At 72.5% G+C, this 24,659-nt stretch carries 21 protein-coding genes; 11 read left to right on the top strand and 10 right to left on the bottom strand.

The window, feature by feature from the left end:
• Position 1: 1 nt before the first annotated feature.
• A complete protein-coding gene (locus ABT342_RS00335; protein ID WP_351564697.1) occupies positions 2–154 on the bottom strand; it encodes a DUF8834 family protein in 153 nt (50 codons plus the stop codon).
• A 140-nt stretch (positions 155–294) separates the two neighbouring features.
• On the opposite strand from ABT342_RS00335, the gene ABT342_RS00330 reads away from it, so the two are divergent.
• Positions 295–1,191, top strand: a complete 897-nt coding sequence (locus ABT342_RS00330) for an NYN domain-containing protein (RefSeq protein WP_351564694.1) — start codon at positions 295–297, stop codon at positions 1,189–1,191.
• A gap of 151 nt (positions 1,192–1,342) precedes the next feature.
• On the opposite strand, the gene ABT342_RS00325 is transcribed toward ABT342_RS00330, so the two are convergent.
• Positions 1,343–2,200: an alpha/beta fold hydrolase gene (locus tag ABT342_RS00325; protein WP_351564691.1), complete on the bottom strand. Its 858-nt coding sequence runs from the start codon at positions 2,198–2,200 to the stop codon at positions 1,343–1,345.
• Between the two features lie 78 nt (positions 2,201–2,278).
• A complete protein-coding gene (locus tag ABT342_RS00320) occupies positions 2,279–4,129 on the bottom strand; it encodes a DEAD/DEAH box helicase (RefSeq protein WP_351564688.1) in 1,851 nt (616 codons plus the stop codon).
• Between the two features lie 548 nt (positions 4,130–4,677).
• Between ABT342_RS00320 and ABT342_RS00315 the strand changes: the two genes are divergently transcribed.
• Positions 4,678–5,391, top strand: a complete 714-nt coding sequence (locus ABT342_RS00315; RefSeq protein WP_351564685.1) for a ferritin-like fold-containing protein — start codon at positions 4,678–4,680, stop codon at positions 5,389–5,391.
• 70 nt (positions 5,392–5,461) lie between these two features.
• Here the strand turns inward: ABT342_RS00315 and ABT342_RS00310 are convergent, their stop codons facing one another.
• From ABT342_RS00310 to ABT342_RS00295, 4 genes are all read right to left on the bottom strand, one after another.
• The gene (locus ABT342_RS00310) at positions 5,462–5,731 is read right to left on the bottom strand and encodes a hypothetical protein (protein ID WP_351564683.1); all 270 of its coding nucleotides are present in this window, start codon (positions 5,729–5,731) and stop codon (positions 5,462–5,464) included.
• 244 nt (positions 5,732–5,975) lie between these two features.
• Positions 5,976–6,203 (bottom strand): DUF3107 domain-containing protein, encoded by a 228-nt coding sequence (locus ABT342_RS00305; RefSeq protein WP_351564680.1) that lies wholly within the window; start codon positions 6,201–6,203, stop codon positions 5,976–5,978.
• 134 nt (positions 6,204–6,337) lie between these two features.
• Complete coding sequence (locus tag ABT342_RS00300; protein WP_351564677.1) at positions 6,338–6,988, bottom strand: TetR/AcrR family transcriptional regulator; 651 nt, start codon at positions 6,986–6,988, stop codon at positions 6,338–6,340.
• A gap of 164 nt (positions 6,989–7,152) precedes the next feature.
• On the bottom strand, positions 7,153–7,386 hold the full coding sequence (locus tag ABT342_RS00295; RefSeq protein WP_351564675.1) for an Rv3202a family protein: 234 nt from the start codon (positions 7,384–7,386) through the stop codon (positions 7,153–7,155).
• Between the two features lie 140 nt (positions 7,387–7,526).
• Between ABT342_RS00295 and ABT342_RS00290 the strand changes: the two genes are divergently transcribed.
• The 7 genes from ABT342_RS00290 (at position 7,527) to moeZ (ending at position 15,789) form a co-directional block, all read left to right on the top strand.
• Positions 7,527–8,486, top strand: coding sequence for an alpha/beta fold hydrolase (locus tag ABT342_RS00290; RefSeq protein ID WP_351564672.1), 960 nt, complete (start codon positions 7,527–7,529; stop codon positions 8,484–8,486).
• 8 nt (positions 8,487–8,494) lie between these two features.
• Positions 8,495–9,847, top strand: a complete 1,353-nt coding sequence (locus ABT342_RS00285) for a DUF3152 domain-containing protein (protein WP_351564670.1) — start codon at positions 8,495–8,497, stop codon at positions 9,845–9,847.
• 162 nt (positions 9,848–10,009) lie between these two features.
• Positions 10,010–11,605, top strand: coding sequence for a GT4 family glycosyltransferase PelF (gene pelF, locus ABT342_RS00280; RefSeq protein WP_351564668.1), 1,596 nt, complete (start codon positions 10,010–10,012; stop codon positions 11,603–11,605).
• Between the two features lie 22 nt (positions 11,606–11,627).
• Positions 11,628–12,650 carry a hypothetical protein gene (locus ABT342_RS00275; RefSeq protein ID WP_502965432.1) on the top strand — a complete coding sequence of 341 codons (1,023 nt, stop codon included), beginning with the start codon at positions 11,628–11,630 and terminating at the stop codon, positions 12,648–12,650.
• 83 nt (positions 12,651–12,733) lie between these two features.
• A complete protein-coding gene (locus ABT342_RS00270) occupies positions 12,734–13,741 on the top strand; it encodes an SDR family oxidoreductase (protein ID WP_351564661.1) in 1,008 nt (335 codons plus the stop codon).
• Complete coding sequence (locus ABT342_RS00265) at positions 13,729–14,547, top strand: spherulation-specific family 4 protein (protein ID WP_351564658.1); 819 nt, start codon at positions 13,729–13,731, stop codon at positions 14,545–14,547. The genes ABT342_RS00270 and ABT342_RS00265 overlap by 13 nt, the downstream gene beginning before the upstream one ends.
• Before the next feature lie 63 nt (positions 14,548–14,610).
• Positions 14,611–15,789, top strand: coding sequence for an adenylyltransferase/sulfurtransferase MoeZ (gene moeZ / locus ABT342_RS00260; protein ID WP_351564655.1), 1,179 nt, complete (start codon positions 14,611–14,613; stop codon positions 15,787–15,789).
• 134 nt (positions 15,790–15,923) lie between these two features.
• On the opposite strand, the gene ABT342_RS00255 is transcribed toward moeZ, so the two are convergent.
• The 3 genes from ABT342_RS00255 to ABT342_RS00245 form a co-directional block, all read right to left on the bottom strand.
• Positions 15,924–17,507, bottom strand: coding sequence for an alpha/beta hydrolase (locus ABT342_RS00255; protein WP_351564652.1), 1,584 nt, complete (start codon positions 17,505–17,507; stop codon positions 15,924–15,926).
• Between the two features lie 97 nt (positions 17,508–17,604).
• Positions 17,605–19,194 (bottom strand): alpha/beta hydrolase, encoded by a 1,590-nt coding sequence (locus ABT342_RS00250; RefSeq protein ID WP_351564649.1) that lies wholly within the window; start codon positions 19,192–19,194, stop codon positions 17,605–17,607.
• A gap of 233 nt (positions 19,195–19,427) precedes the next feature.
• Entirely contained in the window at positions 19,428–21,971 is a 2,544-nt protein-coding gene (locus ABT342_RS00245) for a lysylphosphatidylglycerol synthase transmembrane domain-containing protein (protein ID WP_502965431.1), read from the bottom strand.
• 485 nt (positions 21,972–22,456) lie between these two features.
• Here ABT342_RS00245 and ABT342_RS00240 point away from each other — a divergent pair, with 485 nt between their 5' ends.
• Both ABT342_RS00240 and ABT342_RS00235 read left to right on the top strand, forming a co-directional pair.
• A complete protein-coding gene (locus ABT342_RS00240; RefSeq protein WP_351564644.1) occupies positions 22,457–22,816 on the top strand; it encodes an MGMT family protein in 360 nt (119 codons plus the stop codon).
• A 179-nt stretch (positions 22,817–22,995) separates the two neighbouring features.
• Positions 22,996–24,659: ATP-dependent helicase (locus ABT342_RS00235; protein WP_351564642.1), on the top strand; the 1,664-nt coding region annotated here is incomplete at its 3' end.

Genomic DNA, 24,659 nt, shown 5'->3' with positions numbered 1-24,659 from the left:
ATTACGAAGCCGGGGCCACGGCCGGCCGGATGTAGATACGCTGGCCGATCGCGGCGGCCTGCTGAACCATCCGGGTGACGGAGGCGGCGTCCACAACGGTGCTGTCCACGGCCGTACCGTCGACATCGTCGAGTCGCATGATCTCGAAGCGCATAAAGGGCTTCTCCCTTCTGTCCGTCTCTGTTCCACACGTTCCAACGGGATGCAGTCTGCAAACATTCCCTACGCTAAGGAAATTTTTTGAATGGCTAACTACTGGCAGGTGAAGCCCGGCCTGCTCACAATGGGGTCGGTATGAACGACGAAGAGCTCACCGAGATCAGCGCCCGCCTGGAGCGCACCAACGAGCTGCTCCAGCGCATGCTCGCCGAGGTCGCGAAGACCCCGTCCACGCATGCCATCTTCGTCGACGCCGGTTACGTCTATGCTGCGGCCGGGTTGCTTGTAGCGGGTACCGAGGACCGGCGTTCCTTCGATCTCGACGCCGAAGGGCTCATCGAGGCCTTCATCGACAAGGCCCGCACGATCTTCGCGGACAGCCGGCTGCTGCGCGTCTACTGGTACGACGGCGCCCGGCGCCGTATCCACACCCCCGAGCAGCAGTCCATAGCCGAACTCCCCGACGTCAAGGTCCGCCTCGGCAACCTCAACGCCAACAACCAGCAGAAGGGCGTCGACTCCCTCATACGCTCGGACCTGGAGTCGCTCGCCCGCCACCGGGCGATCAGCGACGCCGCGCTCGTCGGCGGCGACGAGGACCTGGTCTCCGCCGTCGAGGCGGCCCAGGGGTACGGCGCACGGGTGCATCTGTGGGGGATCGAGGCGGGCGAGGGGCGCAACCAGGCGGAGCCGCTGCTGTGGGAGGTCGACAGCCAGCGCACCTTCGACCTCGACTTCTGCCGGCCGTACGTGACCCGGCGGCCCGTCACGACGTACGAGGACGACACCCCGCCGCCCTCCCGCGACGACGTGCGCTTCGTCGGCGCGCAGATCGCGGCGACGTGGATGGGCGAGCGGGGCAGCGAGGCGATGGCGGAGCTGCTGCCCGGGCATCCGTATCTGCCCGGCCCGGTGGACCAGGACCTGCTCATCGAGGCGGAGAAGCTGCTCCAGCACTCACTGCGCGGTTACGCGCATCTGCGCAGGGCCCTGCGGGACGGGTTCTGGCAGCACTTGCAGAGTCAGTACTGACGGTATTTGCGGCACCTGCGGAGTCGGTGTCGACGGTGTCCCGGCACCCGCAGGGGCAGTGCTGACGGTACTGCGGCACCTGCGGAGTCGGTGTCGACGGTGTCCCGGCACCCGCAGGGGCAGTGCTGACGGCGCTGTGGCACCTGCCGTGTCAGTGCTGACGGTCCTGGCGGTCCCAGAACCCGGTCAGCGCTTCGGCGGTGGCCAGCGGCCGGTCGGTGTTCGGCGAGTGCTCGGCGCCCTCGATGACCGTGCGGTGTGCGTCGAGCCGTACGGCCATGTCGTCGAGCAGCGGCACCGGCCAGGTGTCGTCCCGCTCGCCCGACACCACGTGCTTGGGCAGCGGCTGTACGGTGGCCAGTTCGCCGACGCGGTCCGGTTCGCTCGCCAACTGGCGCCCGGTTGCGAGCAGTTGGGACGGATTGTGGCGCAGCCAGCGCCGCCGCAGATCCTCGCCGTCCGGTGCGGCCGTTTCCTCGGGCGGGTCGAATGCCCGCATCGCCTCCCAGACCTCGCCCATGCTCATCACCGCGAGCGCGTCGCTCAGCAGCTTGACCTTGGACTGCTGTCCGGAAGTGATCCGGGCGGGCCCCGACGACAGGAGCGTCAGCGTCAGAAACGGCGCCGGGTCGATGAGCACCGCCGCCCGGGAGATCTGCCCGCCGAGCGAATGCCCCACGAGGTGCACGGGGCCGTCCCCGACGGCTTCGGCCTGGGCAAGTACGTCCCTGGCCAACTCGGCCTGTGCGTAGGCCTGTTGGTCTTCAGGGCCGTCGCTTTCGTACTGGCCGCGGCCGTCGACCGCGACGGAGCGGTAGCCCGCCGCCGTCAGCGGCTCCAGCATCGCGATGAAGTCCTCCTTGCTCCCGGTGTACCCGGGCAGGAGCAGCACGGTGCCCTTGACCGTCCCGGTCGGCATCGCGTCCAGCACGGCGAACGCGCCGCGCGAGGTCTGGAGCGTCCGGGGGCGGGCGCAGGCGGGGGGCACGAAGGTGGGCGGCCGACTCATGGGACGAGGCTACCGACAACGGACCGAGGGCCCGCACCCCTGGTGGGATGCGGGCCCTCGGTGTTGTCCGGAACCGGCTCAGGCCTCCGGCTGCGCGGCCTTCGTGCGCGTCCGACGACGGCGGGGCTTCGCGGCCTCCTCGTCGGCGACGGCCTCCCCGGCAGGGGCGGCCTCGGCCTCGGTCGCGGCCTTGGCCGCCGACGCGCGCGTACGGCGACGAGGCTGCGGCTCGGACGCGGTCTCGGCGGTGGCAGCGGCGGCCGCCGACGTCCGCGTCCGACGACGGCGCGGCTTGGCGGCCTCTTCGTCAGCGGCCTCGGTGACCGTCTCCGTGACGGCGGTGTCCGCGGCGGCGGCGCGGGTCCGGCGGCGCGGCTTGGCGGGCTCCTCGGCGGGGGCCTCGGTGACCGTCTCCGTGACGGCGGTGTCCGCGGCGGCGGCGCGGGTCCGGCGGCGCGGCTTGGCGGGCTCCTCGGCGGGGGCCTCGGTCACCGCCTCCGCCGCGACGGTGTCGGTGACAGCCACGCGGGTACGGCGGCGGCGGCGCGGCGTGCGCGGCGCCTCCGCGGTCTCCGTCTCCGCCGTCGGCGCGGCGGTCTCGGCCGCCTCGGCGGCTGCGGACTCGTCCAGCGGAGCTCCGCCGCGGGTACGGCGCCGCTGACGCGGGGTGCGCGTACGCGCCGGACGCTCCTCGGTGACGGTCTTCGTACGCGACGCGGAACGCGCCCCGCGGCCACCGGTCTCGCCGAGGTCCTCCAGCTCCTCCGCCTCCAGACCGGCGCGGGTGCGCTCGGCGCGGGGCAGGATGCCCTTGGTCCCGGCGGGGATACCGAGCTCCTCGAAGAGGTGCGCGGAGGTGGAGTACGTCTCGACCGGGTCGTTGAAGTCGAGCTCCAGCGCCTTGTTGATCAGCTGCCAGCGCGGGATGTCGTCCCAGTCGACCAGCGTCACGGCCGTACCGGTCGCGCCCGCCCGGCCGGTGCGGCCGACGCGGTGGAGGTACGTCTTCTCGTCCTCGGGCGACTGGTAGTTGATGACGTGCGTGACGCCCTCGACGTCGATGCCGCGCGCGGCGACGTCGGTGCACACGAGCACATCGACCTTGCCGTTGCGGAACGCGCGCAGGGCCTGCTCGCGCGCGCCCTGACCCAGGTCGCCGTGGACCGCGCCGGAGGCGAAGCCGCGCCGGGCGAGCTGCTCGGCGATGTCCGCGGCCGTGCGCTTCGTACGGCAGAAGATCATCGCGAGTCCGCGGTCCTCGGCCTGGAGGATGCGCGCGACCATCTCGGGCTTGTCCATGGAGTGGGCCCGGTAGACGCGCTGCGTGATGTTCGCGACGGTCGCGCCCTGGTCGTCCGGCGCGGTCGCGCGGATGTGTGTGGGCTGCGACATGTAGCGGCGGGCGAGGCCGATGACCGCGCCCGGCATGGTCGCCGAGAACAGCATGGTCTGGCGCTTGGCCGGCAGCAGCTGGATGATCTTCTCGACGTCGGGCAGGAAGCCCAGGTCGAGCATCTCGTCGGCCTCGTCGAGGACGAGCGCCTTGACGTGCGACAGGTTCAGCTTCTTCTGGCCGGCCAGGTCGAGGAGGCGTCCGGGCGTGCCGACGACGACGTCGACGCCCTTCTTCAGGGCCTCGACCTGCGGCTCGTAGGCCCGGCCGCCGTAGATGGCGAGAACGCGGACGTTGCGCACCTTGCCGGCGGTCAGCAGGTCGTTGGTGACCTGCGTGCACAGCTCGCGGGTGGGGACGACGACGAGCGCCTGCGGGGTGTCGGTCAGCTGCTCGGGCTTGGCCCGGCCGGCCTCGACGTCCGCGGGGACGGTGACGCGCTCCAGCAGCGGAAGGCCGAACCCGAGCGTCTTGCCGGTGCCGGTCTTGGCCTGGCCGATGACGTCGGTGCCGGAGAGCGCGACGGGGAGCGTCATCTCCTGGATGGGGAAGGGCGTGGTGATACCGACGGCTTCGAGGGCCTCGGCGGTCTCGGGGAGGATCCCGAGCTCTCGGAAAGTCGTGGGCTGCGTAGTCAGGGTGTTGCCTCTTCTGTGAGACGCGGCACGAGGCGAACGATGGGGGTCTTGACCGCACCTGGGTACTGGCGGCCGGCCGTGGATTGGCCGGATGGCGCGGGACCACTGTCCGTCGCTCGAGCGCTCATGCCGCTGAGGGCCCCTCGATGGCGAAATGCGCACAGAGGGCTGTCGGGTCGGAGCCGATCGGGCCACCGACCGGGCATCCTCATTCATGAGTTCACCCGTCGATCGCTCTGCATGCTCGGCGGGTGCATTACCACTGTACCCCGGATTCGCGCATCCGTGCTGGGCTTCATCGTCGGGCGGGGCCGGGCCGGGCCCTTCCCTGGTGCGTCTTCGGGGCTGCGCGCGGACTATTGTGCGCTTCGTGGCTCCTGCCCGACGCCTGACGCGCGGCAGGGAAACACACGCTGACGATCATCGGACATCGGAAAGGTTGCGCCGTGGCAGAGAGCGAGTACACGGGTATTGCCGCCAAGGACTGGGCGGCGGCCTCCACGGACCTCCAGTACCGCGCCGCGGTCGTGGATCTGCTGGGCGCGCTCGCGTACGGCGAACTGGCGGCGTTCGAGCGGCTCGCCGAGGACGCGAAGCTGGCGCCGACGCTGGCGGACAAGGCGGAGCTGGCGAAGATGGCCTCCGCCGAGTTCCACCACTTCGAGCGGCTGCGGGACCGGCTGGCCGGGATCGAGGCGGAGCCGACCGCGGCGATGGAGCCCTTCGAGGCCGCGCTCGACGAGTTCCACCGCCAGACCGCGCCGTCCGACTGGCTGGAAGGCCTGGTCAAGGCGTACGTCGGCGACTCGATCGCCAGCGACTTCTATCGCGAGGTGGCGGTACGGCTGGACGCCGACACCCGGGCGCTGGTGCTGGCGGTGCTCGACGACACGGGCCACGGGAACTTCGCCGTGGAGAAGGTGCGGGCCGCGATCGAGGCCGACCCGAGGGTCGGCGGGCGGCTCGCGCTGTGGGCACGCCGGCTGATGGGCGAGGCGCTCTCGCAGGCGCAGCGGGTCGTCGCGGAGCGCGACGCGCTCTCCACGATGCTGGTGGGCGGGGTCGCCGACGGCTTCGACCTGGCGGCGGTGGGCGAGATGTTCACCCGCATCACGAAGGCGCACACCAAGCGGATGGCCGCGCTGGGCCTGGCTGCGTAACGCCTCGGCGGCAGCCGACGGAGGAGGCGGCGCCCGCTGGACGGCGGCGCTCCTCGATCGGCGGCCGGTCTCAGACGGCGGCTGATCGTCGCAGTCGACGGGCCGTCGGGCGGATGAGCAGCGACAGCGTGACGGCCCCGACGAACAGCGCGCCGGCGAGGGTGCCGAGGAGATAGCCGGGCCCGAGGGCCGAGTGCGTCAGATACGCCCCGAACAGCGCACCGAGCGTGCCCGTGGCGTACACCACGCGGGGTGCGGGGAGCCGGTCAGGAAGCCGTCGCACGGCTGCCCAGGACAGGACGAGTCCGAGCAGGACGGAGCCGATAGCTTCCAGAATCACCACGGATCACCTCACGGACGCCGGGCGGTCAAATCGGTCGTAGCCCGTCCTACCCGGACCGGCCGGAAAACAACCCTCCCCCGAGGTGCTCCCCTGACTGTCCTGGGGCTCGCTGCTCGGCGCACGCCCCACGACCCGCCACGGTGGCCGGTTCCGGCCCCGGCGGACGGCAGCCCACCCGCGTCCGGACACGCGAAGGGCCCGGCGGAGCTTTCCGCCGGGCCCTTCGCGTAAGAGACGGGGCCTAGAGCGCGCCGAAACCGACGCGGCGCGTGGCCGGTTCGCCGATCTCCACATACGCGACCCGGTCGGCCGGTACGAGCACCTTGCGGCCCTTCTCGTCCGTCAGGCTGAGCAGCTGCGCCTTGCCGGACAGCGCGTCGGACACCGCGCGCTCGACCTCCTCGGCGGTGAGCCCGCTCTCCAGAACGATCTCCCGGGGCGCGTGCTGCACGCCGATCTTGACCTCCACGGCTATGTCCCTCCGAACGGTCAGCGATGCGCGGTCAGCCGCGCCGTACGTTCCACACATTAGCCCGGTGAGGCGATGTCACAGGGCCGGGCCGTGCACGCCCGCAGCGAACAAGAGGCTCAGGAACGAGCGGCTCAGTGGTCGATGCCCGGTTCGCTGCCGTGCAGCGGGAAGCCCGCGATACCGCGCCACGCCAGCGACGTGAGCAGCTGCACCGCCTTGTCGCGCGGGATCTGCGACTCGCTCGACAGCCAGTAGCGGGCCACGACCTGTGACACGCCACCCAGCCCGACGGCCAGCAGCATGGACTCGTCCTTGGACAGGCCGGTGTCCTCCGCGATCACGTCCGAGATCGCCTCGGCGCACTGCAGCGAGACCCGCTCGACCCGCTCGCGCACCGCGGGCTCGTTCGTCAGGTCCGACTCGAACACCAGCCGGAAGGCGCCGCCCTCGTCCTCGACGTACGCGAAGTACGCGTCCATCGTCGCGGCGACCCGCAGCTTGTTGTCGGTCGTCGAGGCCAGCGCCGTACGCACCGCCTGGAGCAGTGACTCGCAGTGCTGGTCGAGCAGCGCCAGGTACAGCTCCAGCTTCCCGGGGAAGTGCTGGTACAGCACCGGCTTGCTGACCCCGGCCCGCTCCGCGATGTCGTCCATCGCCGCCGAGTGGTACCCCTGGGCCACGAATACTTCCTGGGCCGCCCCCAGCAGCTGATTGCGTCGGGCACGGCGCGGCAGGCGCGTGCCTCGCGGGCGCGCCGCCTCTGTCTGCTCGATGGCTGTCACGCCGCCTCCCACGTTCGATGTCACATGCACAGTGTTCCGTGCCCGGGCGCTGCGCGCCGCGCCGCCATCGTACTTTTGGGTAACCGAGGTGCGCGCGTCGCGAGCGCAGAATTTCACGTACCGGACGCCCGCGGTAGCTGGAGGATCACGGGAAAACGAACAAATCAGCGGTAGTCGTCCTCGTCAATGGTCACCACTCGTGCCTGTTCCGCCGCATCCGCCTCATTCGCCGCTTCGCGATCGATCTCCGTCAGCGGATCGTCCTCACGCTGCTGCAGCTCCGTGTGCTGCTCGGCGGCGTCCGCCTCGGGGACTTCCTCGTCGAGTTCGCCGAGCTCGTCTTCCGGGCCCTGATCGTCTTCCGTGAAGGTTTCCGGGTCCGTCGGGTCGACAGCCATCTGGATCCCTTTCCTGGGCGGGGGTGAACCCGCCGCGGATGCTTGTATTACGAGCGTAGAAGCTCGCTCTGCCCGGCGCTATACGATCTGTGACCGCGAACACAGGAATCGCTGCGTGATCGTCTCGTAACATTGCCCCCATGTCTTCGACCGAGCTGCCGGAAACCCGTGCCGCCGCTGCGGCTTCGAGGGTCCGTGCCGTACGGGTCGCGGCGGGCGAGGAGTTGCGCTCCGTCGCCCTGCCCGGGCTGACGCTCAATGTCCGCGCCCGGCCCCCGGCCCGCACCGGACTGCCTCCCGCTCTGTACGTCCACGGTCTCGGCGGGTCCTCGCTGAACTGGTCGTCGCTGATGCCGCTGCTCGAGGACGTGGTGGACGGCGAGGCCGTCGACCTGCCCGGGTTCGGGGACTCCCCGCCGCCGGACAACGGCGACTACTCGGTCACGGGATACGCCAGGGCCGTCATCCGGATGCTCGACGCGAGCGGCCGCGGCCCCGTCCACCTCATCGGGAACTCCCTGGGCGGCGCCGTCACCACACGCGTCGCCGCGGTCCGCCCCGATCTGGTGCGCACCCTCACGCTGGTCTCCCCGGCGCTGCCCGAGCTCCGCGCCCAGCGCAGCGCCTGGCCCACCGCGGCGCTCGCACTGCCCGGCGTCGCCCGGCTCTTCAACCGGCTGACGAGGGACTGGACCGCGGAGATGCGGGTCCGGGGCGTGCTGGCGCTCTGTTACGGAGACCCGCGCCGGGTGAGCGACCAGGGCTTCCGCGACGCCGTGGAGGAGATGGAACGGCGCCTGGAGCTGCCGTACTTCTGGGACGTGATGGCGCGCTCGTCGCGCGGCGTCGTCGACGCCTACACACTGGGCGGGCAGCACGGGTTGTGGCGGCAGGCGGAGCGCGTGCTCGCGCCGACGCTGCTGGTGTACGGCTGCCGGGACCAGCTCATCTCGTACCGGATGGCGCGCAGGGCGGCGACAGCGTTCCGCGACTCGCGGCTGCTGACCCTCCCGGACGCCGGGCACGTCGCCATGATGGAGTATCCGGAGACGGTCGCTCAGGCCGTGAGGGAACTTCTCGACGACAGCAATAGGAGCTGATCCGGGGCGTGGGACGACACAGCCGCAAAGGCCCCGCACCCAAGGCCGCACCCAAACCCGTCGATACCTCGGCCACCTCCGCCGGCGCGTCCGTCGGCACCGGGCGGCGCAGGCGGTCCGCGTCCGCCGTCCCACAGCCCGGCCATCCGCCGCCCGAGCAGCACATGGGCGCGGCGGCGTACGGCGCCCCTCCGGTACGCGGAGGCCATCCCGAGCAGCACGAGACGGGTGGCGGCTGGGGCGTACCGCCCACCGTCCCCCAGGGTGCCGCACAGGCCGGGCGCCCGGGGGGCCCGCGACACGTCCCGGGCGGATACACGGCCACCACGACGGGACAGCACCCGATGGCGCCGCCGATGGGGGCAGGCGCCCGGGTGCCGGGCCCGAGGCGCGAGTTCGTCGAGGCATTCGACACCTCCGATGCCTCCGACGCCTCCGGGGCGGTCCCCGAAGTCCCGGGTCAGCGCCGGTCCGGTCACCGTCGGTCCGGGGCGCGCGAGTCCGAGCCGGGTGAGTCCGAGGCACCCGACGAGGCCCCGGCCAAGGCCATCAAGGGCCGTACGCTCACCGGAATCGCCGCCGCCGCCGTGACCACCGTCCTCGCGGTCGTCATCGCGGGACAGGTCACCGACACCGACGAGGACAGGGCGCCCTCGCGCGCCGCGGGCGAGCCGGACCGGGGCTCCCAGGACGACGCCTCGCGCTCCGAGGTCCGCCCGGCCCCGCCGCAGGCCAAGCCCCAGGCGCCCGCCCGGCCGGCCACCTACACGCAGCTGATGGCCAGGCAGTTCCCGCTCGATCCCGAGCTCACGGCCTCCGGTGACTTCACCACGGTGCCGGGCTTCGACAAGGCGCCGGGCAAGGGCGAGAAGATCCGCTACCGGATCGATGTCGAGAAGGGCCTCCCACTCGACGCGAAGCTGTTCGCCGAGGCCGTGCACAAGACCCTGAACGACGACCGCAGCTGGGCGCACGGCGGCGCCATGAGCTTCGAGCGCATCTCCTCGGGGGAGCCGAAGTTCGTGATCACCCTGGCCAGCCCGGGTACCACGGCGACCTGGTGCGCCAAGTCCGGACTCGACACGACCGTCGACAACGTCTCCTGCGACTCGGCGGCCACCCAGCGCGTGATGATCAACGCGTTCCGCTGGGCGCAGGGAGCGGAGACGTACGGGCCCGCGGCGATGTTCGCGTACCGCCAGATGCTGATCAACCACGAGGTCGGGCACCGGCTCGGGCACGGCCACGTGAACTGCCGGACGCCCGGGGCGCTCGCTCCCGTGATGCAGCAGCAGACCAAGTCGCTGGATCTCGACGGGGTCGAGTGCCGCCCCAACCCCTGGGTGCACCCCGGCGACTGACGGCGGCAACGCCGCTTGTCAGGGAAAGTTACGTGTATTCACCCCTTCCGGTGGCGCGATGGACAACCGTCCATCGCGCCACCGGCACATCCGCATAACGTCGTCCCGCCGCGAGCCGCCGGACCACGGCGGCCGCCCACAAGGGAGATCGGGGGTGCGCTCGTGCGGATCGGACTGCTTACGGATGGTGGCTATCCGTATGCGTCGGGTGAGTCCAGGCTCTGGTGCGACCGGCTCGTGCGCGGGCTCGCGCAGCACGACTTCGACGTCTACGCGCTCAGCCGCAGCGCCCAGCAGGAGGACCGGGGCTGGGTCGAGCTGCCGCCCCAGGTGCAGCGGGTGCGCACCGCGCCGCTGTGGGCGCCGGAGGACGACGGCCGCACATACGGGCGGCGGGAGCGGCGGCGCTTCGCCGGGCACTTCAGGGAGCTGGCCGCGGCCGTGTGCTCCGAGGGTGAGGAAGCCCGCTTCCCCGGCGGGCTGTACGGGCTCGCCGAACTGGCCCGCGAGCGCGGCGGGCTGTACGCGGCCCTCCGCTCCGAACTCGCCGTGCGCATCCTGGAGTCGGCCTGCCGCGCGCCCGGCGCGCGCCGGGCGGTGCACGCCGCGACCGTGCCGGACTACCTCGACTTCACGGATCGCCTGGAGCGCGCGCTGCGACCGCTCTCGCTCGACTGGTACGGGAACGATTCGCTGGGCGCGGTCGATCTGTGCCACGCCGCGTCCGGCGGGTCCGCGGCCCTGCCCGGCGTGTTGGCCAAACGCTTCTTCGGCGTCCCGCTGCTGGTCACCGAGTACGGGGTGCAGCTGCGGGCGCACTACCTGGCCGTCGGCGACGCGGCCGTCGATGTGCCCGTACGCGCGCTGCTGGCGGCGTTCCAGGGGCTGCTGGCCGCCGAGGTGTACCGGCAGGCGTCCGTCATCACTCCGGGCAACGCCCACGCCAGGCGCTGGCAGCAGCGCTGCGGCGCCGACCCCGCCAGACTCCGCACGGTCTACCCGGGGATGGAGGCCGAGCGCTTCGCCGCGGTGGGGGAGGGGGACGTACCCGGCGACCCGCACACCCTCGTCTGGGTGGGCCGGATCGAACCCGCCAAGGACCTGATCACCCTGCTGCACGGCTTCGCCGAGGTCCGCGAGGAGCAGCCGGACGCCCGGCTGCGGATCCTCGGGACGACCTCGCGGGGCCCGGAGAGCGCGGCGTACCTCGCACACTGCAAGGCTCTCGCCGCACAGCTCTTCCCGGCCGTATCCTCTCCGGTCTCCTTCGAGGAGACCGGCGGGCCGGACGGCCCGGACCTCGCGCACGCCTACGCGGCCGGTGCGGTCGTCGTGCTGTCCAGCGTCGTCGAGGGCTTCCCGGTCAGCCTCGTCGAAGCGATGTTCTGCGGGCGGGCGACGGTCTCCACGGACGTCGGCGCGGTCGTCGAGGTCATCGGCGGCACGGGGCTGGTGGTCCCGCCGCGCAACCCGAGGGCGCTCGCGGCCGCCTGCCTCGCGCTGCTGACCGACCCCGAGCGCCGTGAACGCCTGGGTGCGGCGGCGCGCGCGCGGGCGCTCGAACTCTTCACCGTCGAGCAGAATCTCGCGGCATTTCGCGGCATTTACCTGGAGCTCCTCTCCCAGAGCACGCCGGTCCGTGACACCGGCGCGGACCCGCTGCCCTTCGCCACCCCCGCCGAGGCCTGCCTCCCCGGCCACTGGACCGGCACCTCCCGCACCCGCCCGCCAGCCTGGGCCGGAGCCCCGGATGCCTGACCCCGCCGAAGGAGCCTCGACGATGCCCGCGGACCCGGTGAAGGCGCTGATGCACCGGCATCGGGACCTGTGCGAGCGGGCCGTGGATCCGCTGGAGATCGCCGCCGGGCTGGAGGCGCACGGGGTGACCGACCGGACCGCCGCGCGGTTCCGGCACCGGGACGTGTTCTCGCTCGCGGAGGAGCTGTACGCCAGGGTGCCGCGCGGCGAGGCGCGAGGGCGTACCGAGCCGGCCGGACCGCCGTCCCCGCTCGGCGCGCGCGCCGTCGCACCCGCCGTGCTGCCGGGGGCCGTCGCCCTGATCGCCGTGCTCGCGCTGCACCTCGGCGCCGGCGGGGCGAGGCTCGCCGTCGGCGCGGCAGGCGTCGTCGCCGTCGCGGCCGCACTCTCATGGAGCTTGCGACGCGGGCCGCTGCGCGCGCCGGGGCGCACGGTTCGCTCCGCGCGCCTGTGGGTGTGCTGGCTCCTCGCCTACGCCGTGTGCGGCGACGGGCCGCCGACGTTCCACTCGTACGCCCCGCTCCTGGGCCTCGCCCTCGCCGTCGCCCCCGCCGCCTGGAGCGCCCACCTGTTCTCCGTGCACGCCCGCCGAAGGCTCGGCGGCAGCCGCGGACTGGAGGAGTTCGCCGCGGGTGTGCGTCCGCTGCTGCTGGCGACCCTCGCGCTGTACGCCGCCGCCCTCACCGCCCTCCTCGCACTGACCGGCGCCCCCCTCCTGCCCACCGTCGCGCTCGGTCTGCTGCTCTATCTGGCCCGCCTCCTCGCCGTCCACGGATTCGCCGAGTCCGCCGCCACCGGCCTCGCCGCCGCCTGCGCGGTCGAAGCCCTGGCCCTGGCCACCGTCCTCGGCGGCCGACTCCCCGGCTGCGGCTTCCTGGCCCGGCCCGTCGAGGCGGCCGTCGCGACCCTGGGCGCCGGTGCGGTACCGGCCATCGCCTGCGGCACGGCCGCCCTCGGGCTGCTCGTCCACGCGACCGCCGCCCTCTCCCGGGCCTCGGCCCACACCAGCACTCCCGCGGAGCCGACGCCGCGGGCGTACCCGTAACCCCTACGACGTACCACCCAGAAGGAGACCAACGACATGACGCATCACCCAGCACCGGCCCGTCGGCGCCGAGGAGCCGCGCTATGAGGGTGCTGCTGCTCGGAGCCAATGGATTCCTCGGCCGCTTCGTCGCCGACCGGCTGCTCGCCGACCCGGCCGTCCACCTCACCGCCCTGGGGCGCGGCGACGACGCCGACGTACGGTTCGACCTCGCCGGCGGCAGCCCGGGGGCGCTCACCCGCTTCCTGGACGCCGTCCACCCCGGAGTCGTCATCAACTGCGCGGGCGCCACCCGCGGCGGTGCCCGCGACCTCACCCGGCACAACACCGTGGCCGTCGCCACCGTCTGCGAGGCCCTGCGCCGCAGCGGCTGCGGGGCGCGGCTCGTCCAGCTCGGCTGCGCCTCCGAGTACGGGCCCTCGCAGCCCGGCTCGTCGACCGCGGAGGACGCGGTCCCGCGCCCCGGCGGCCCGTACGGCGTCAGCAAGCTCGCCGCGACCGAGCTCGTGCTCGGCTCCGGCTTGGACGCCGTCGTCCTGCGGATCTTCTCGCCCGTCGGCCCCGGCACTCCCGCCGGATCACCGCTCGGCCGGCTCGCCGAGGCCATGCGCCGCGCTATGCAGTCCGGCGACGGCGAGCTCAAACTGAGCGGTCTCGGCGTCCAGCGCGACTTCGTGGACGTCCGCGACGTGGCACGCGCCGTGCACGCCGCCTCCCTGTCCGCCGCCCAGGGCGTCGTCAACATCGGCACCGGCCGCGCCGTCCGGTTGCGCGACGCCGCCGCCGTCCTCGCCAGGGTCGCGGGCTACGCGGGCGCGCTCCACGAGCTCGACACGCCCTCCGTCCGGCCCGGTCACGCACCCCATCACGCCGCCGGTCACGCATCCGGTCACGTTCCCATCGGTGGACCCCGCGGCCACGACTCGCTCACCGATCACCCGGGCGCGGCCCCCTATCCGTACCCCGACGGCTGTGGCAGCTGGCAGCAGGCGGACGTGCGCACCGCCCGCGACCGGCTCGGCTGGCGGCCCCGGATCAATCTGGAGGAGTCCCTCGCGGACATCTGGATGGAGGCGGCATGCCGCATCTGACCACTGCGGGAACGACCTCTCCGGCGACCGGCGCCGACCGGCTCGGCTTCGGCATCCCCGGGTACGCCCACCCGCTGCTCGCCCCGGTCGAGTGGGCCGAACTCACCCGCCCCGGCACACCGCTGCACTGGGCCGTGCTCGACGTCGCCGACGGCGGCCCCGGCAGCCGGCCCGATCCGCACTGCCTGGAGGCCGCGGGGAAGCTCCGGAACGCCGGAATCCGGGTGCTGGGCCATCTCGACCTGGCCCACGGCACCCGCACCTTCGGCGAGGTCGTCTCCGACGCCCATCGCTACCTCGACTGGTACCGGGTCGGCGGGTTCCTGCTGGACCGCTGCCCTGCTGGGCCCGAGGACCTGCCGGAGGTGCGGCGGATGACGGCGACCCTGGAGACCGTCCTCGACGGCGGACATCTGGTCCTGGGGCACGGCACGCACCCGCATCCCGGCTACGCGGAGGTCGCCGACCAGCTGGTCACCTTCTGTGGCCCGTGGACCGACTACCGCTGGTCACAGGTCGCGGAGTGGACCGCCGGCCACCCGCCCGAGCGGTTCGCGCATTTCGTGCACGGTGTGCCGCGGACGCATCTGGAGGAGGCGATGCGCATCGCCCGCTGGCAGGGCGCCGGGACGATCTTCTTCACCGACCGGGTCGGCACAGGGGCCGGTGCCGGACGGGCCGACGGGGGAAGGGCCGACGGGGGAAGGCCCGGCGTGGGAAGGGCCGGACAAAACGGAGCATTCAGCTCCTTGCCCGGCTACTGGGACGAAATCGTCTCGCAGATTGGACCGGGTGTCTCGGAATGAGAAGGCGCGTGGCACTGTTACAGACAGAACAACCGTACTGACTTACCGACCAACGGAGCCCCCGTGTCGCTGCCACCCCTGGTCGAGCCGGCTGCCGAGCTCACCGTAGACGAGGTCCGCAGGTACTCCCGCCACCTGATCATCCCCGATGTCGGGATGGACGGGCAGAAGCGGCTGAAGAACGCCAAGGTGCTCTGTGTGGGCGCCGGTGGCCTCGGCTCGCCGGCCCTGATGTACCTGGCCGCGGCCGGTGTCGGCACGCTCGGCATCGTGGAGTTCGACGAGGTCGACGAGTCGAACCTGCAGCGCCAGATCATCCACAGCCAGTCGGACATCGGCCGTTCCAAGGCCGAGTCCGCCCGTGACTCGGTCCTGGGCATCAACCCGTACGTCAACGTGATCCTTCACGAAGAGCGGCTCGAAGCCGAGAACGTGATGGAGATCTTCAGCCAGTACGACCTGATCGTCGACGGCACGGACAACTTCGCCACCCGCTACCTGGTGAACGACGCCTGTGTGCTGCTGAACAAGCCGTACGTGTGGGGTTCGATCTACCGCTTCGACGGCCAGGCCTCGGTGTTCTGGTCCGAGCACGGGCCGTGCTACCGCTGCCTCTACCCGGAGCCCCCGCCGCCGGGCATGGTCCCCTCCTGCGCCGAGGGCGGCGTGCTGGGCGTGCTCTGCGCGTCCATCGGCTCCATCCAGGTCACCGAGGCGATCAAGGTCCTCGCCGGTGTCGGCGACCCGCTGGTCGGCCGGCTGATGATCTACGACGCCCTGGAGATGCAGTACCGCCAGGTCAAGGTCCGCAAGGACCCCAACTGCGCGGTCTGCGGCGAGAACCCGACCGTCACCGAGCTCATCGACTACGAGGCCTTCTGCGGCGTCGTGTCGGAGGAGGCCCAGGAGGCGGCCCTCGGCTCGACGATCACTCCCAAGCAGCTCAAGGAGTGGATCGACGACGGCGAGAACATCGACATCATCGATGTTCGCGAGATCAACGAGTACGAGATCGTCTCGATCCCGGGCGCGCGGCTGATCCCGAAGAACGAGTTCCTGATGGGCACGGCCCTGCAGGACCTCCCGCAGGACAAGCGCATCGTCCTGCACTGCAAGACGGGTGTCCGCAGTGCGGAAGTCCTCGCGGTGCTCAAGTCCGCGGGCTTCTCGGACGCGGTGCACGTCGGCGGTGGCGTGATCGGCTGGGTCAACCAGATCGAGCCGGACAAGCCGGTCTACTAGTCCGACGAGCCGGTTCACCGGAACAACGGCTGTGAGCAGGAGGGGCCGGGTCCACAAGGACCCGGCCCCTCCTGTCGTACGAGGGCGCGCGCGTCGTAACGACGGCTTGCGTCCCGCGCGACGGCTTACGCCGCTTACTCCTCCGTGCAGACCGTGCCGTTCGCCGGGACCTTGCCGTCCAGCAGATACGCGTCGATCGTCCGCGTCACGCACGCCCCGTCGCCGTACGCGCCGTGCCCCTCACCCCTGTTGGTGACCAGCACGCCCACGCCCGCGCCCAGCTCGTCGGCCATCGTCTTCGCGCCCTCGTACGGTGTCGCCGAGTCGCCCGTCGTGCCGACCACCAGGATCGGAGCGGCACCCGCCGCCGACACCTCGGGGGTCTCCGACTCGCCGGCCACCGGCCAGTCCGCGCACCAGCCGGCCAGGTCCCACGCCAGGTACGGACCGAACACCGGCGAGACCTCGCGGAAGTCGGCCAGATGCTTGGACCTGACCTCGGCCGCCGTGATCCGCCCCTTGGAGTCGGCGCACGATATCGCCCGCTGCGAATGGTCCTGCGTGGTGTACTTCCCGTTCGCGCCACGGCCGTTGTACGCGTCCGCCAGCGCGAGCAGCAGGCCGCCGTCCCCGCTCTCGGCATCACTCAGGCCCTTGGTCAGCTGAGGCCAGCTGTCCTCCCCGTACAGCGTGGCGACGATGCCCGTCAGCGCGAGGCTCTGGGTCAGCTCGCGCCCGTCACTGACCGGCAGCGGTTCCCGGTCCAGCTCGTCGAGGAGCTTCACCACCCGCTCGGTACCCGCCTTGGGGGCGGTGCCGGTGGAGGTGAAGTAGTTGTCCAGGGCGCGCTGGAAGCCCCGGGTCTGGTTGCGCCCGTGCCCCACGGCGTCCGCCGAGGGGTCCGCGACCGCGTCCAGGGTCATCCGGCCCACGTTCTTCGGGAACAGGTGGGCGTAGACCGCGCCCAGCTCGGTGCCGTAGGAGAAGCCGAGGTAGTTGAGCTTCTTGTCGCCGAGGACGTGACGTATCAGATCCATGTCGCGTGCGGCGCTCGTGGTGCCCACGTGCGGCAGGACCCGGCCCGACCGCTTGGCACAGCCCGCCCCGAAGGCGGCCGAGTCGGCGAGGAACGTCTTCTCCTCCGCCGGGGTGTCCGGCGTGGAGTCGATGCGGAGGGAGGCCTCGGTCTGCTCGCTGTCGCGGCACTCCACGGCGTCGCTCTCCGCCACTCCGCGTGGGTCGAAGCTCACCAGGTCGTAGCGGCGGTGCAGGGTGCCGAACCCGTCAGCGGACCGGGGCAGCCCGGCCACCCCGGAGCCGCCGGGTCCGCCGAAGTTGAAGAGCAGCGAGCCCAGGCGCTCCGATTCGTCATCCGCGGTGGCCTTGGAGCGGATCAGCGCGATGCCGATCGTCTCGCCGTCCGGCTTCGCGTAGTCGAGCGGGGCCTTGAGCTCGGCGCACTGCCACGCGTCGCCCGGGGCCTCGGCGCGGCTGCCCTCGGCTCTGACCGGCGCCTCGCAGCGCTGCCAGTCGAGCTTCTGGCCGGTGAGGGCGGCGGGCAGCGTGGAGTCCGTGGGCGCGGTCGCCGGTTCCTTCGTGGCGCCCGTACCACCCGTGCCGCCCGTGTCGTCGGTGCCGCTGCCGCAGCCCGCGATCGTCCCCACCGCGAGCAGTGCCGCCGCGGCGAGGGCCCCCGCGCGCATCCGGAATGCCGTCATGAGCCCCCCAAGGCCTTTCTCGAACTGAGATACGTCATCCTAGGCGGGCCCACTGACAGTGCCGACAGCAGCGCCGACCGGGGCCCCGTCGGCGCGACTATGTGCAGACCTTCCCGGCCGCCGGAACCCGCCCGTCGAGCAGGTAGCCGTCCACGGCGGCCCGCACGCACGCGCTGCTGCTGTACGCCCCATGCCCCTGTCCTCGGTACGTCAGCTCGATGCCCACGCCCTCGCCCAGCTCCTCGGCCATCGCCCTGGCACCGGCGTACGGGGTCGCCGGGTCCCCGGTGTTCCCGATGACGAGGATCGGGGCCGCACCCGGTGCGCTGACGTCGGGGGTCTCCCACTGTCCCGGCACGGGCCACTCGGAGCAGCTCATCAGCGCCCAGCCGAGATAGTCGCCGAAGACGGGGGAGGCCTTGCGGAACTCGGGCAGCTGGGCCTTCGTCTGCTCCAGCGAGAAGCGCGGTTTGAAATCGACGCAGTTGATGGCCGCGTTCGCCGCCTGGATATTGCTGTAGCGGCCGCTCCTGTCCCGTCCGTTCAGCGCGTCGGAGAGGGCGAGGAGCAGCGCGCCGTTCCCGCCGTCCGCCTCGTCGAGTCCCTGTTCCAGCAGGGGCCAGTACTCCGTGGAGTAGAGCGCCTGGGCGATGCCGTTGGTCGCCTGGGACTGGGTGAGCTTGCGGTCGCCGACGCCGTCGATCGGCTTCTCGTCGAGCTCGGTGAGCAGGCCGATGATGAACTCCTGGATCTCCTCCGGGGTGCTGCCCGGCAACTGGCACTCGTCGCCCTGCTCGATGCAGTCCTTGGCGAAGTTGGTGAGGGCCAGCTGGAAGCCCTTGGCCTGCCCGAGCGCGCCCTCCTCCCAGGTGCTGGTGGGGTCGACCACCGCGTCGAGGACCGCCCGGCCGACCTTCTTGGGGAACAGGTGGGCGTAGACGCCGCCGAGCTCGGTGCCGTAGGAGATGCCGAAGTAGTGCAGCTTGTCGTCGCCCAGGACCTGCCGCATGAGATCCATGTCGCGGGCGGCGTTGGTGGTCCCGACGTACGGAAGGTCGTCACGGGAGTTGTCCTCGCAGCCCGCGGCGTACGTGCGGAGGTTGTCGGTGTACGTCTTCTCCTCGGCGGCGTCGTCAGGTGTGGCGTCCTGCGCGTAGTACGCGTCCAGCTGCTTGTTGTCGAGGCATTCCACGGGGCGGCTGCGGCCGACCCCGCGCGGGTCGAAGCTCACCAGGTCGTAGCGGGTGCGCAGCTTCTCGTAGTCCGCCGCGGCGGAGGGCAGGACGCTCACCCCGGAGCCGCCGGGGCCGCCGAAATTGAAGATGAGGGAGCCGATCCGCCGGGACTGGTCGCGGGCCTTCGCACGGATCAGCGCCAGCTCGATCGTGTCGCCGCCCGGGTCGGCGTAGTCGCGCGGGACGTCCATGAACGTGCACTCCCACGTGGTGCCGCCGGGCAGGGGTGAGGGCGCGGTGCCGCCGCCTTCCGCCTCCGAGGGGGCCGGACAGGGGTGCCATTGCGGCTTCTGGGCCGTGAAGTCCCGGCCCGGGTCCTGGTCCTTGCCCTTGTCGCCGCTGTCCGAGCAGCCGGTGGTCACCAGCAGCGCGGAGGCCGTCGTGGCGGCGAGGAGGGCGCCCGCGCGCCGCGCGGAGGGGGCGCGCCGGGCGGGGCGGGAGAATATCGGCATGGGCCCATCGTGAAACGGAGCCGGTCCGCCCGCCACGCGACGGCGGGCCATGCGGGTGGCGGTCGGCGGGTGGTGCGCCGCGGTGCCGGGTGGCGGTCGGCGGGTGGTGCGCCGTCGCACGGCGGTACGGACCCGGCGGTGTCGGGTGGTGCGCCGCGGCGCCGGACCCGGCGGTGTCGGGTGGCGCGCGGCGGTTCCATGGCCTGGGGGGTGTCCGCCGGACACCCCCCTGGCTAGAGCGATCCCCTGCGGGTGAGCTGGTTGAAGCACACCCACCCGGGCAGCACCGGCAGCCACAGCGTCAGCAGCCGGTACAGCAGCACCGCGGGCGCCGCGATCTCCGGAGGCAGGCCCACGGCGATCAGACCGATGGTGAGCGCGCCCTCGACCGCCCCGATACCGCCCGGTGTCGGGGCCGCCGAGCCCAGGGCGTTGCCCGCGAGGAAGACCACGGCGACGCTGGCGTAGCTGAGCGGCTGCTCGCCGTCGGCGAAGGCCCGGATCGACGCGTCCAGGCACATCACGAACGTGCCGGTCAGCAGCAGCATGCCGCCGATACCGGTGAGCAGCTTCACCGGCCGCTGCAGGACGTCCAGCATGCGCGGGACGACGCCGGCGAACAGGGACCGGAGGCGCGTCGAGACGAACTTCCGCATGAACGGGATCGCGGTCACCACCAGCACCAGCACGGCCACGGTCAGCAGACCCGCGATGACCGTCCGGGACGGGGTGAGCGACGACGTCTTCTCCGTACCCGTCAGATAGCCGAAGGCGAGCAGCAGCAGAATGTGCGCACCGAGCCCGAACAGCTGAGAGGCGCCGACACTCGCCACGGCCAGCCCGGGGCGCACCCCGGAGCGCTGCAGGAAGCGGGTGTTGAGCGCGACACCGCCCACCGCCGCCGGAGCGACGATCTTCACGAACGAACCGGCGACCTGCGCGGCGACCGTCCGGGCGAAGCTCACCCGCTCCGGGACGAAGCCGAGCAGGCTCATCGTGGCCGCCAGATAGCTGAGGGCGGAGAACGCGACGGCGGCCGCCACCCAGCCCCAGTGTGCCTCGGCGACCACGGTGAGATCGGTCTTGGTCAGCTGCGAGAGCAGGAAGTACGCGGCGATGGCTCCGGCGATCAGGCTGAGCAGGGTACGCGGCCGGATCCGCTCCAGCCGGACCGGCTCGACCGGCGCCTGCGGCCGGATCAGCAGCACCTGGCGGCGGATCTGCGCCAGCAGATCCTCCTCGCGGGCCTCGTCCAGGGCCTCGTCCAGCGCCCGCTTCTCGGCCTGCTTCTCCGCGCGCAGCGACTTGCGGACGGCCTTCCTGTCGGCGTCCAGGCCACTCGCGGAGGCCTGCTCCGCCTTGGCCTGCTTGGCGGCCTCGGACGCCGCCAGCACCGCCTCGCGCTCCCGCTGCGAACGCTCGCGGGCGAGCCGCCGCAGGGTCGCCCGGGTGGAGCGGCTGAGCGCGATCGGCTGGAGCAGGGGCAGACAGTCGGCGACCGCGTCAGGGCCCAGCACCTCGACCGCCGCGGCCACGGCACGTTCGGCGCCCACCCGCAGCCCGACAGTGGTCAGCAGCTGCGCGATGTCCATACGCAGCACCACGTCACCAGCCGCGATCTCACCGCCGCGCAGGTCCGTCAGCACCACGTCGCCGGAACGATCCACCAGAATCGCGTCGGCCGTGAGCCTGCGGTGGGCGATACGCCGCGACTGGAGCGCCCGCACCTGCTGGAAGGCGCCCTTCACGACGTCGTCGGTGATCTCCTCGTCCGCCATGGAGTCCAGGGATCGGCCGCCGAGGTGCTCGTACACCAGCATGACGGCGTCCGGACCGAGCTCGGAGGTGGCGATCAGCTTGGGTGCATTGGCCCCTGCGGCGATCGCGGCGTACGCGAGCAGCGCCTCCTGCTCCAGCGCCTGCCGCAGCGACTGGATCGAACGGCCGGTGGTGATGGCGCGCAGCGTCAGGCGCCGCCACACCCGGTAGAAGTACCCCTGCGCCTGCTGCTCGCGGTCGACGACGGTGACATCGAGCGGCGGGCCGTCCTCCAGGGTGACGAGATAACGCCTGCCGCGGTCGCCGTTGTCCGCGGAGTCCGGTACGTCCTCGGCGCGCATCGCGGTGACCGGGTGGAAACCGACGTGGCGCAGACCCGCCAGAAGGGTCTGTCCGGTCGGCCGTACGTTCGGGGAACCGACCGCGTAGAGCGTCCCGTACGCGACGGTCCAGCCGATCAGCACGGTGACGATGATCGAGAACGGTGTGGTGTACCCGGCCACCAGCATCGCGAAGGCGTCGAGCAGCAGCACACCCCACAGCGCCACGCGCCAGCGCGGCCGCCGGGCCATGCCCACGGCCGTCATATAGGCGATGACCGGGGCGAGGTACCCGTGCACCGGGTCGGTGAGTCCGCCGCCCGTCTGCGGCTGGGTCAGGGCGTCCTGGATCTGGCCCGGAGCGGCCCTGGCGACCCACAGGTCGGTGGCGAGGGTCATACCGTGCGCCAGCACGGCGGCCAGGACGCCGTCCGCGATGCGCAGCCCGTCGCGCTTGATCAGCCGCTCGATCGCGAAGGCGACCGGAACGAGCAGGACGGCGATGCTGGACACCAGACCGGCCAGGTTGACCAGCAGGTCGGGGGCCTGGCCGGTGCCCTTGGAGATGTCCGACTCCAGACCGGACGTGGTGCCGTGGGCGAACGCGGCGACCCCGAGGACGACGGCGATCGCCAGCGCGCCGATCAGCAGCCGGGTCAGGTCGGAGGGACGGTGCACACGGGCGGGGAGAAGGGGCTCGTCCCCGGAGACACGGTCGCTGTGGGCCGGGCTGCCCCGGCCTTCACGGTCGGTGTGAGCCCGGCTGCCCCGGTCTTCGCGGGCGTCGTGGTGGGCGGGCCGCTCGCTGCCGGGGCGACGCCGGGCGCCGCCGTGCGGCTCGGGGCCGTCGTCTCCCTCGGAACGCTCGTGGACAGAGGCCTCGTCGGGGGCCGGCGCGGCGGTTCCCGGGCCCGATCCCTGAGAGCTTTTCCGGCTTACGGAGCTTTCCTGGTCTTCAGGGCTTTCCGGGCTTTTCGGGCCTTCCGGGCGTGGCTCCGTGCCGGAGGTGCTTGCCGCCGTCGCAGGCTGCACGCCCCGCTCCTTCGCCGTCTCTGTCTCTTCTTGATCTCGTATCACCAGTCACCGCCCGGATGATGGTGGCATGTCGCACTGGCACAGAGCGGCATCAGGGTGCCTGCCCGCTGTCGGTGCCATGGTGCAGGATGGGCCGGATGAGCGATGAAGTGCCGCAACTGCCGGAGTACGCGGAGCAGGTGCTCGACGTCGCCGAGCGTATCCCGCCCGGCCGCGTCATGACCTACGGGGACGTCGCGGAGTGGCTCGGCGAGGGAGGGCCGCGCCAGGTCGGCCGCGTCATGGCGCTGTACGGGGGAGCGGTGCCGTGGTGGCGCGTGGTGCGCGCGGACGGAGTCCTGCTGCCCGGCCACGAGCTCAGCGCCCTGGAGCACTACCGGGTCGAGGGCACGCCGCTGCGGGAGGCGCGGCGCGGGTCGGAGGACCATGTGCCCCGCCTGGACATACGGCGGGCGCGCTGGGACGGCATCGCGGGAGCTCACACCTGACAGCTTCCGCCATTCGGCGGTGCGGGGCGCACCCGGCCCGGTTCGGCGGCCGGGTGGCGTAGCGTCTTCAGGGTCCTCGACAGCTCGCCCGGCGAGCCCGGCGCTGTCGTACGTACCCGGCCGACGCCCGCGCACCGGCCACGTCACCATCAGCACACCCACCAGGACCGGCTATCCACGTGAGTTCCTTCCCTTCCACCGGGCGTACTCCGCACCAGCGGGTACGGCACAGGACCCCGGGCACGTACCGACTGGTGCGTACCGCGCCGGGCCCGGTGGATCCCCCTCTCCTGGACGCCTCCCAGCGCGCGGTGGTTGACCATGCACGCGGACCGCTGCTCGTGCTCGCGGGACCGGGCACCGGCAAGACGACGACGCTGGTCGAGGCGGTGGCGGAACGGATCACGCGCGGCGCGGATCCCGAGCGGCTCCTGGTCCTCACCTTCAGCCGCAAGGCCGCGGTGGAACTGCGCGACCGGATGGCGCTACGGCTCGGCGGCGGGCGGCGGGCCCCGCAGGCCACCACGTTCCACTCGTACTGCTACGCGCTGGTGCGGGCCCACCAGGACGCGGATCTGTTCAGCGAACCGCTGCGCCTGCTGTCCGGTCCGGAACAGGACGTGGCCGTACGCGACCTGCTCGCCGGCCACGTCGACCTGGAGCGGCACGGGCGGGCGGGAGTGCGCTGGCCCGACGAGCTGCGGGCGTGCCTGACCACGCGCGGCTTCGCGGACGAGGTACGCGCCGTGCTCGCCCGCAGCCGGGAACTGGGCCTCGGCCCCGACGCCCTCGCGGCCTTCGCGCGGCGCACCGGACGGCCCGACTGGGGGGCGGCCGCGGCGTTCCTCGCCGAGTATCTGGACGTCCTGGACCTCCAGGGCGTCCTCGACTACGCCGAACTGGTCCACCGCGCCGCCCTGCTCGCCGAGGCCCCGGGCTTCGCCGCGCCGTACGACGCGGTGTTCGTCGACGAGTACCAGGACACCGACCCGGCCCAGGTCCGGCTGCTGCGGGCGCTGGCCGGGGGCGGCCGGACCCTGGTCGCCTTCGGCGACCCCGACCAGTCGATCTACGCCTTCCGGGGCGCGGACGTGAACGGCATCCTCGACTTCCCCGCCGCCTTCCCCCGCCCGGACGGCGGCCCCGCGCCGGTCGCGGTCCTCACCACCTCCCGCAGGTCGGGCGCGGGCCTGCTGGCCGCGACGCGCCTGCTCACCCAGCGCATGCCGCTGACCCGGCTCCCCTCGGAGAAGGTCCGCGCCCACCGCGAACTGAAGCCCGTCCGCGCGGGCGGCCGCGTCGAGGTCTACACGTACCCGACGGCCTCCACCGAACTCGACAACATCGCCGACATCCTGCGCCGCGCCCACCTCGAGGACGGTGTCCCCTGGAACGACATGGCCGTCCTCGTCCGCGCCGGCGGCCGCACCATCCCCGCCGCCCGCCGCGCGCTCACGGCCGCCGGAGTCCCCGTCGAAACGGACGGCGACGACATCCCCCTCCGCCACGAACCCGCGATCGCCCCCCTCCTGACAGCCCTCCGCCTCGCGGCGACCTCGCCGGCCGGCGGCGCGGACGCCTCCGGCGCCGGGGGTGTGGGTGGGTCGGCTCCGGGGCCCGGGGACGGCTCCGCCACGTCTGACGCCTCGGCCGCCGGGCCTGAGGCCGCCGCCCCGGCGCCGGGGCCGGCCGGCTGCGCGGGACTCGGGGACGGGGCCCATGACGCATCCATGCCGGCGCCGGGGTCGGCCGGCTGCGCGGGACTCGGGGACGGGGCCCATGACGCATCCATGCCGGCGCCGGGGCCGGCCGGCTGCGCGGGACTCGGAGACGGGCCCCATGT

This window comes from Streptomyces sp. NPDC000410 (assembly GCF_040300305.1).
GTDB lineage: Bacteria > Actinomycetota > Actinomycetes > Streptomycetales > Streptomycetaceae > Streptomyces.
Note: the sequence above shows the minus strand (reverse complement) of the source record. Positions and strands in the feature narration are given on the sequence as shown.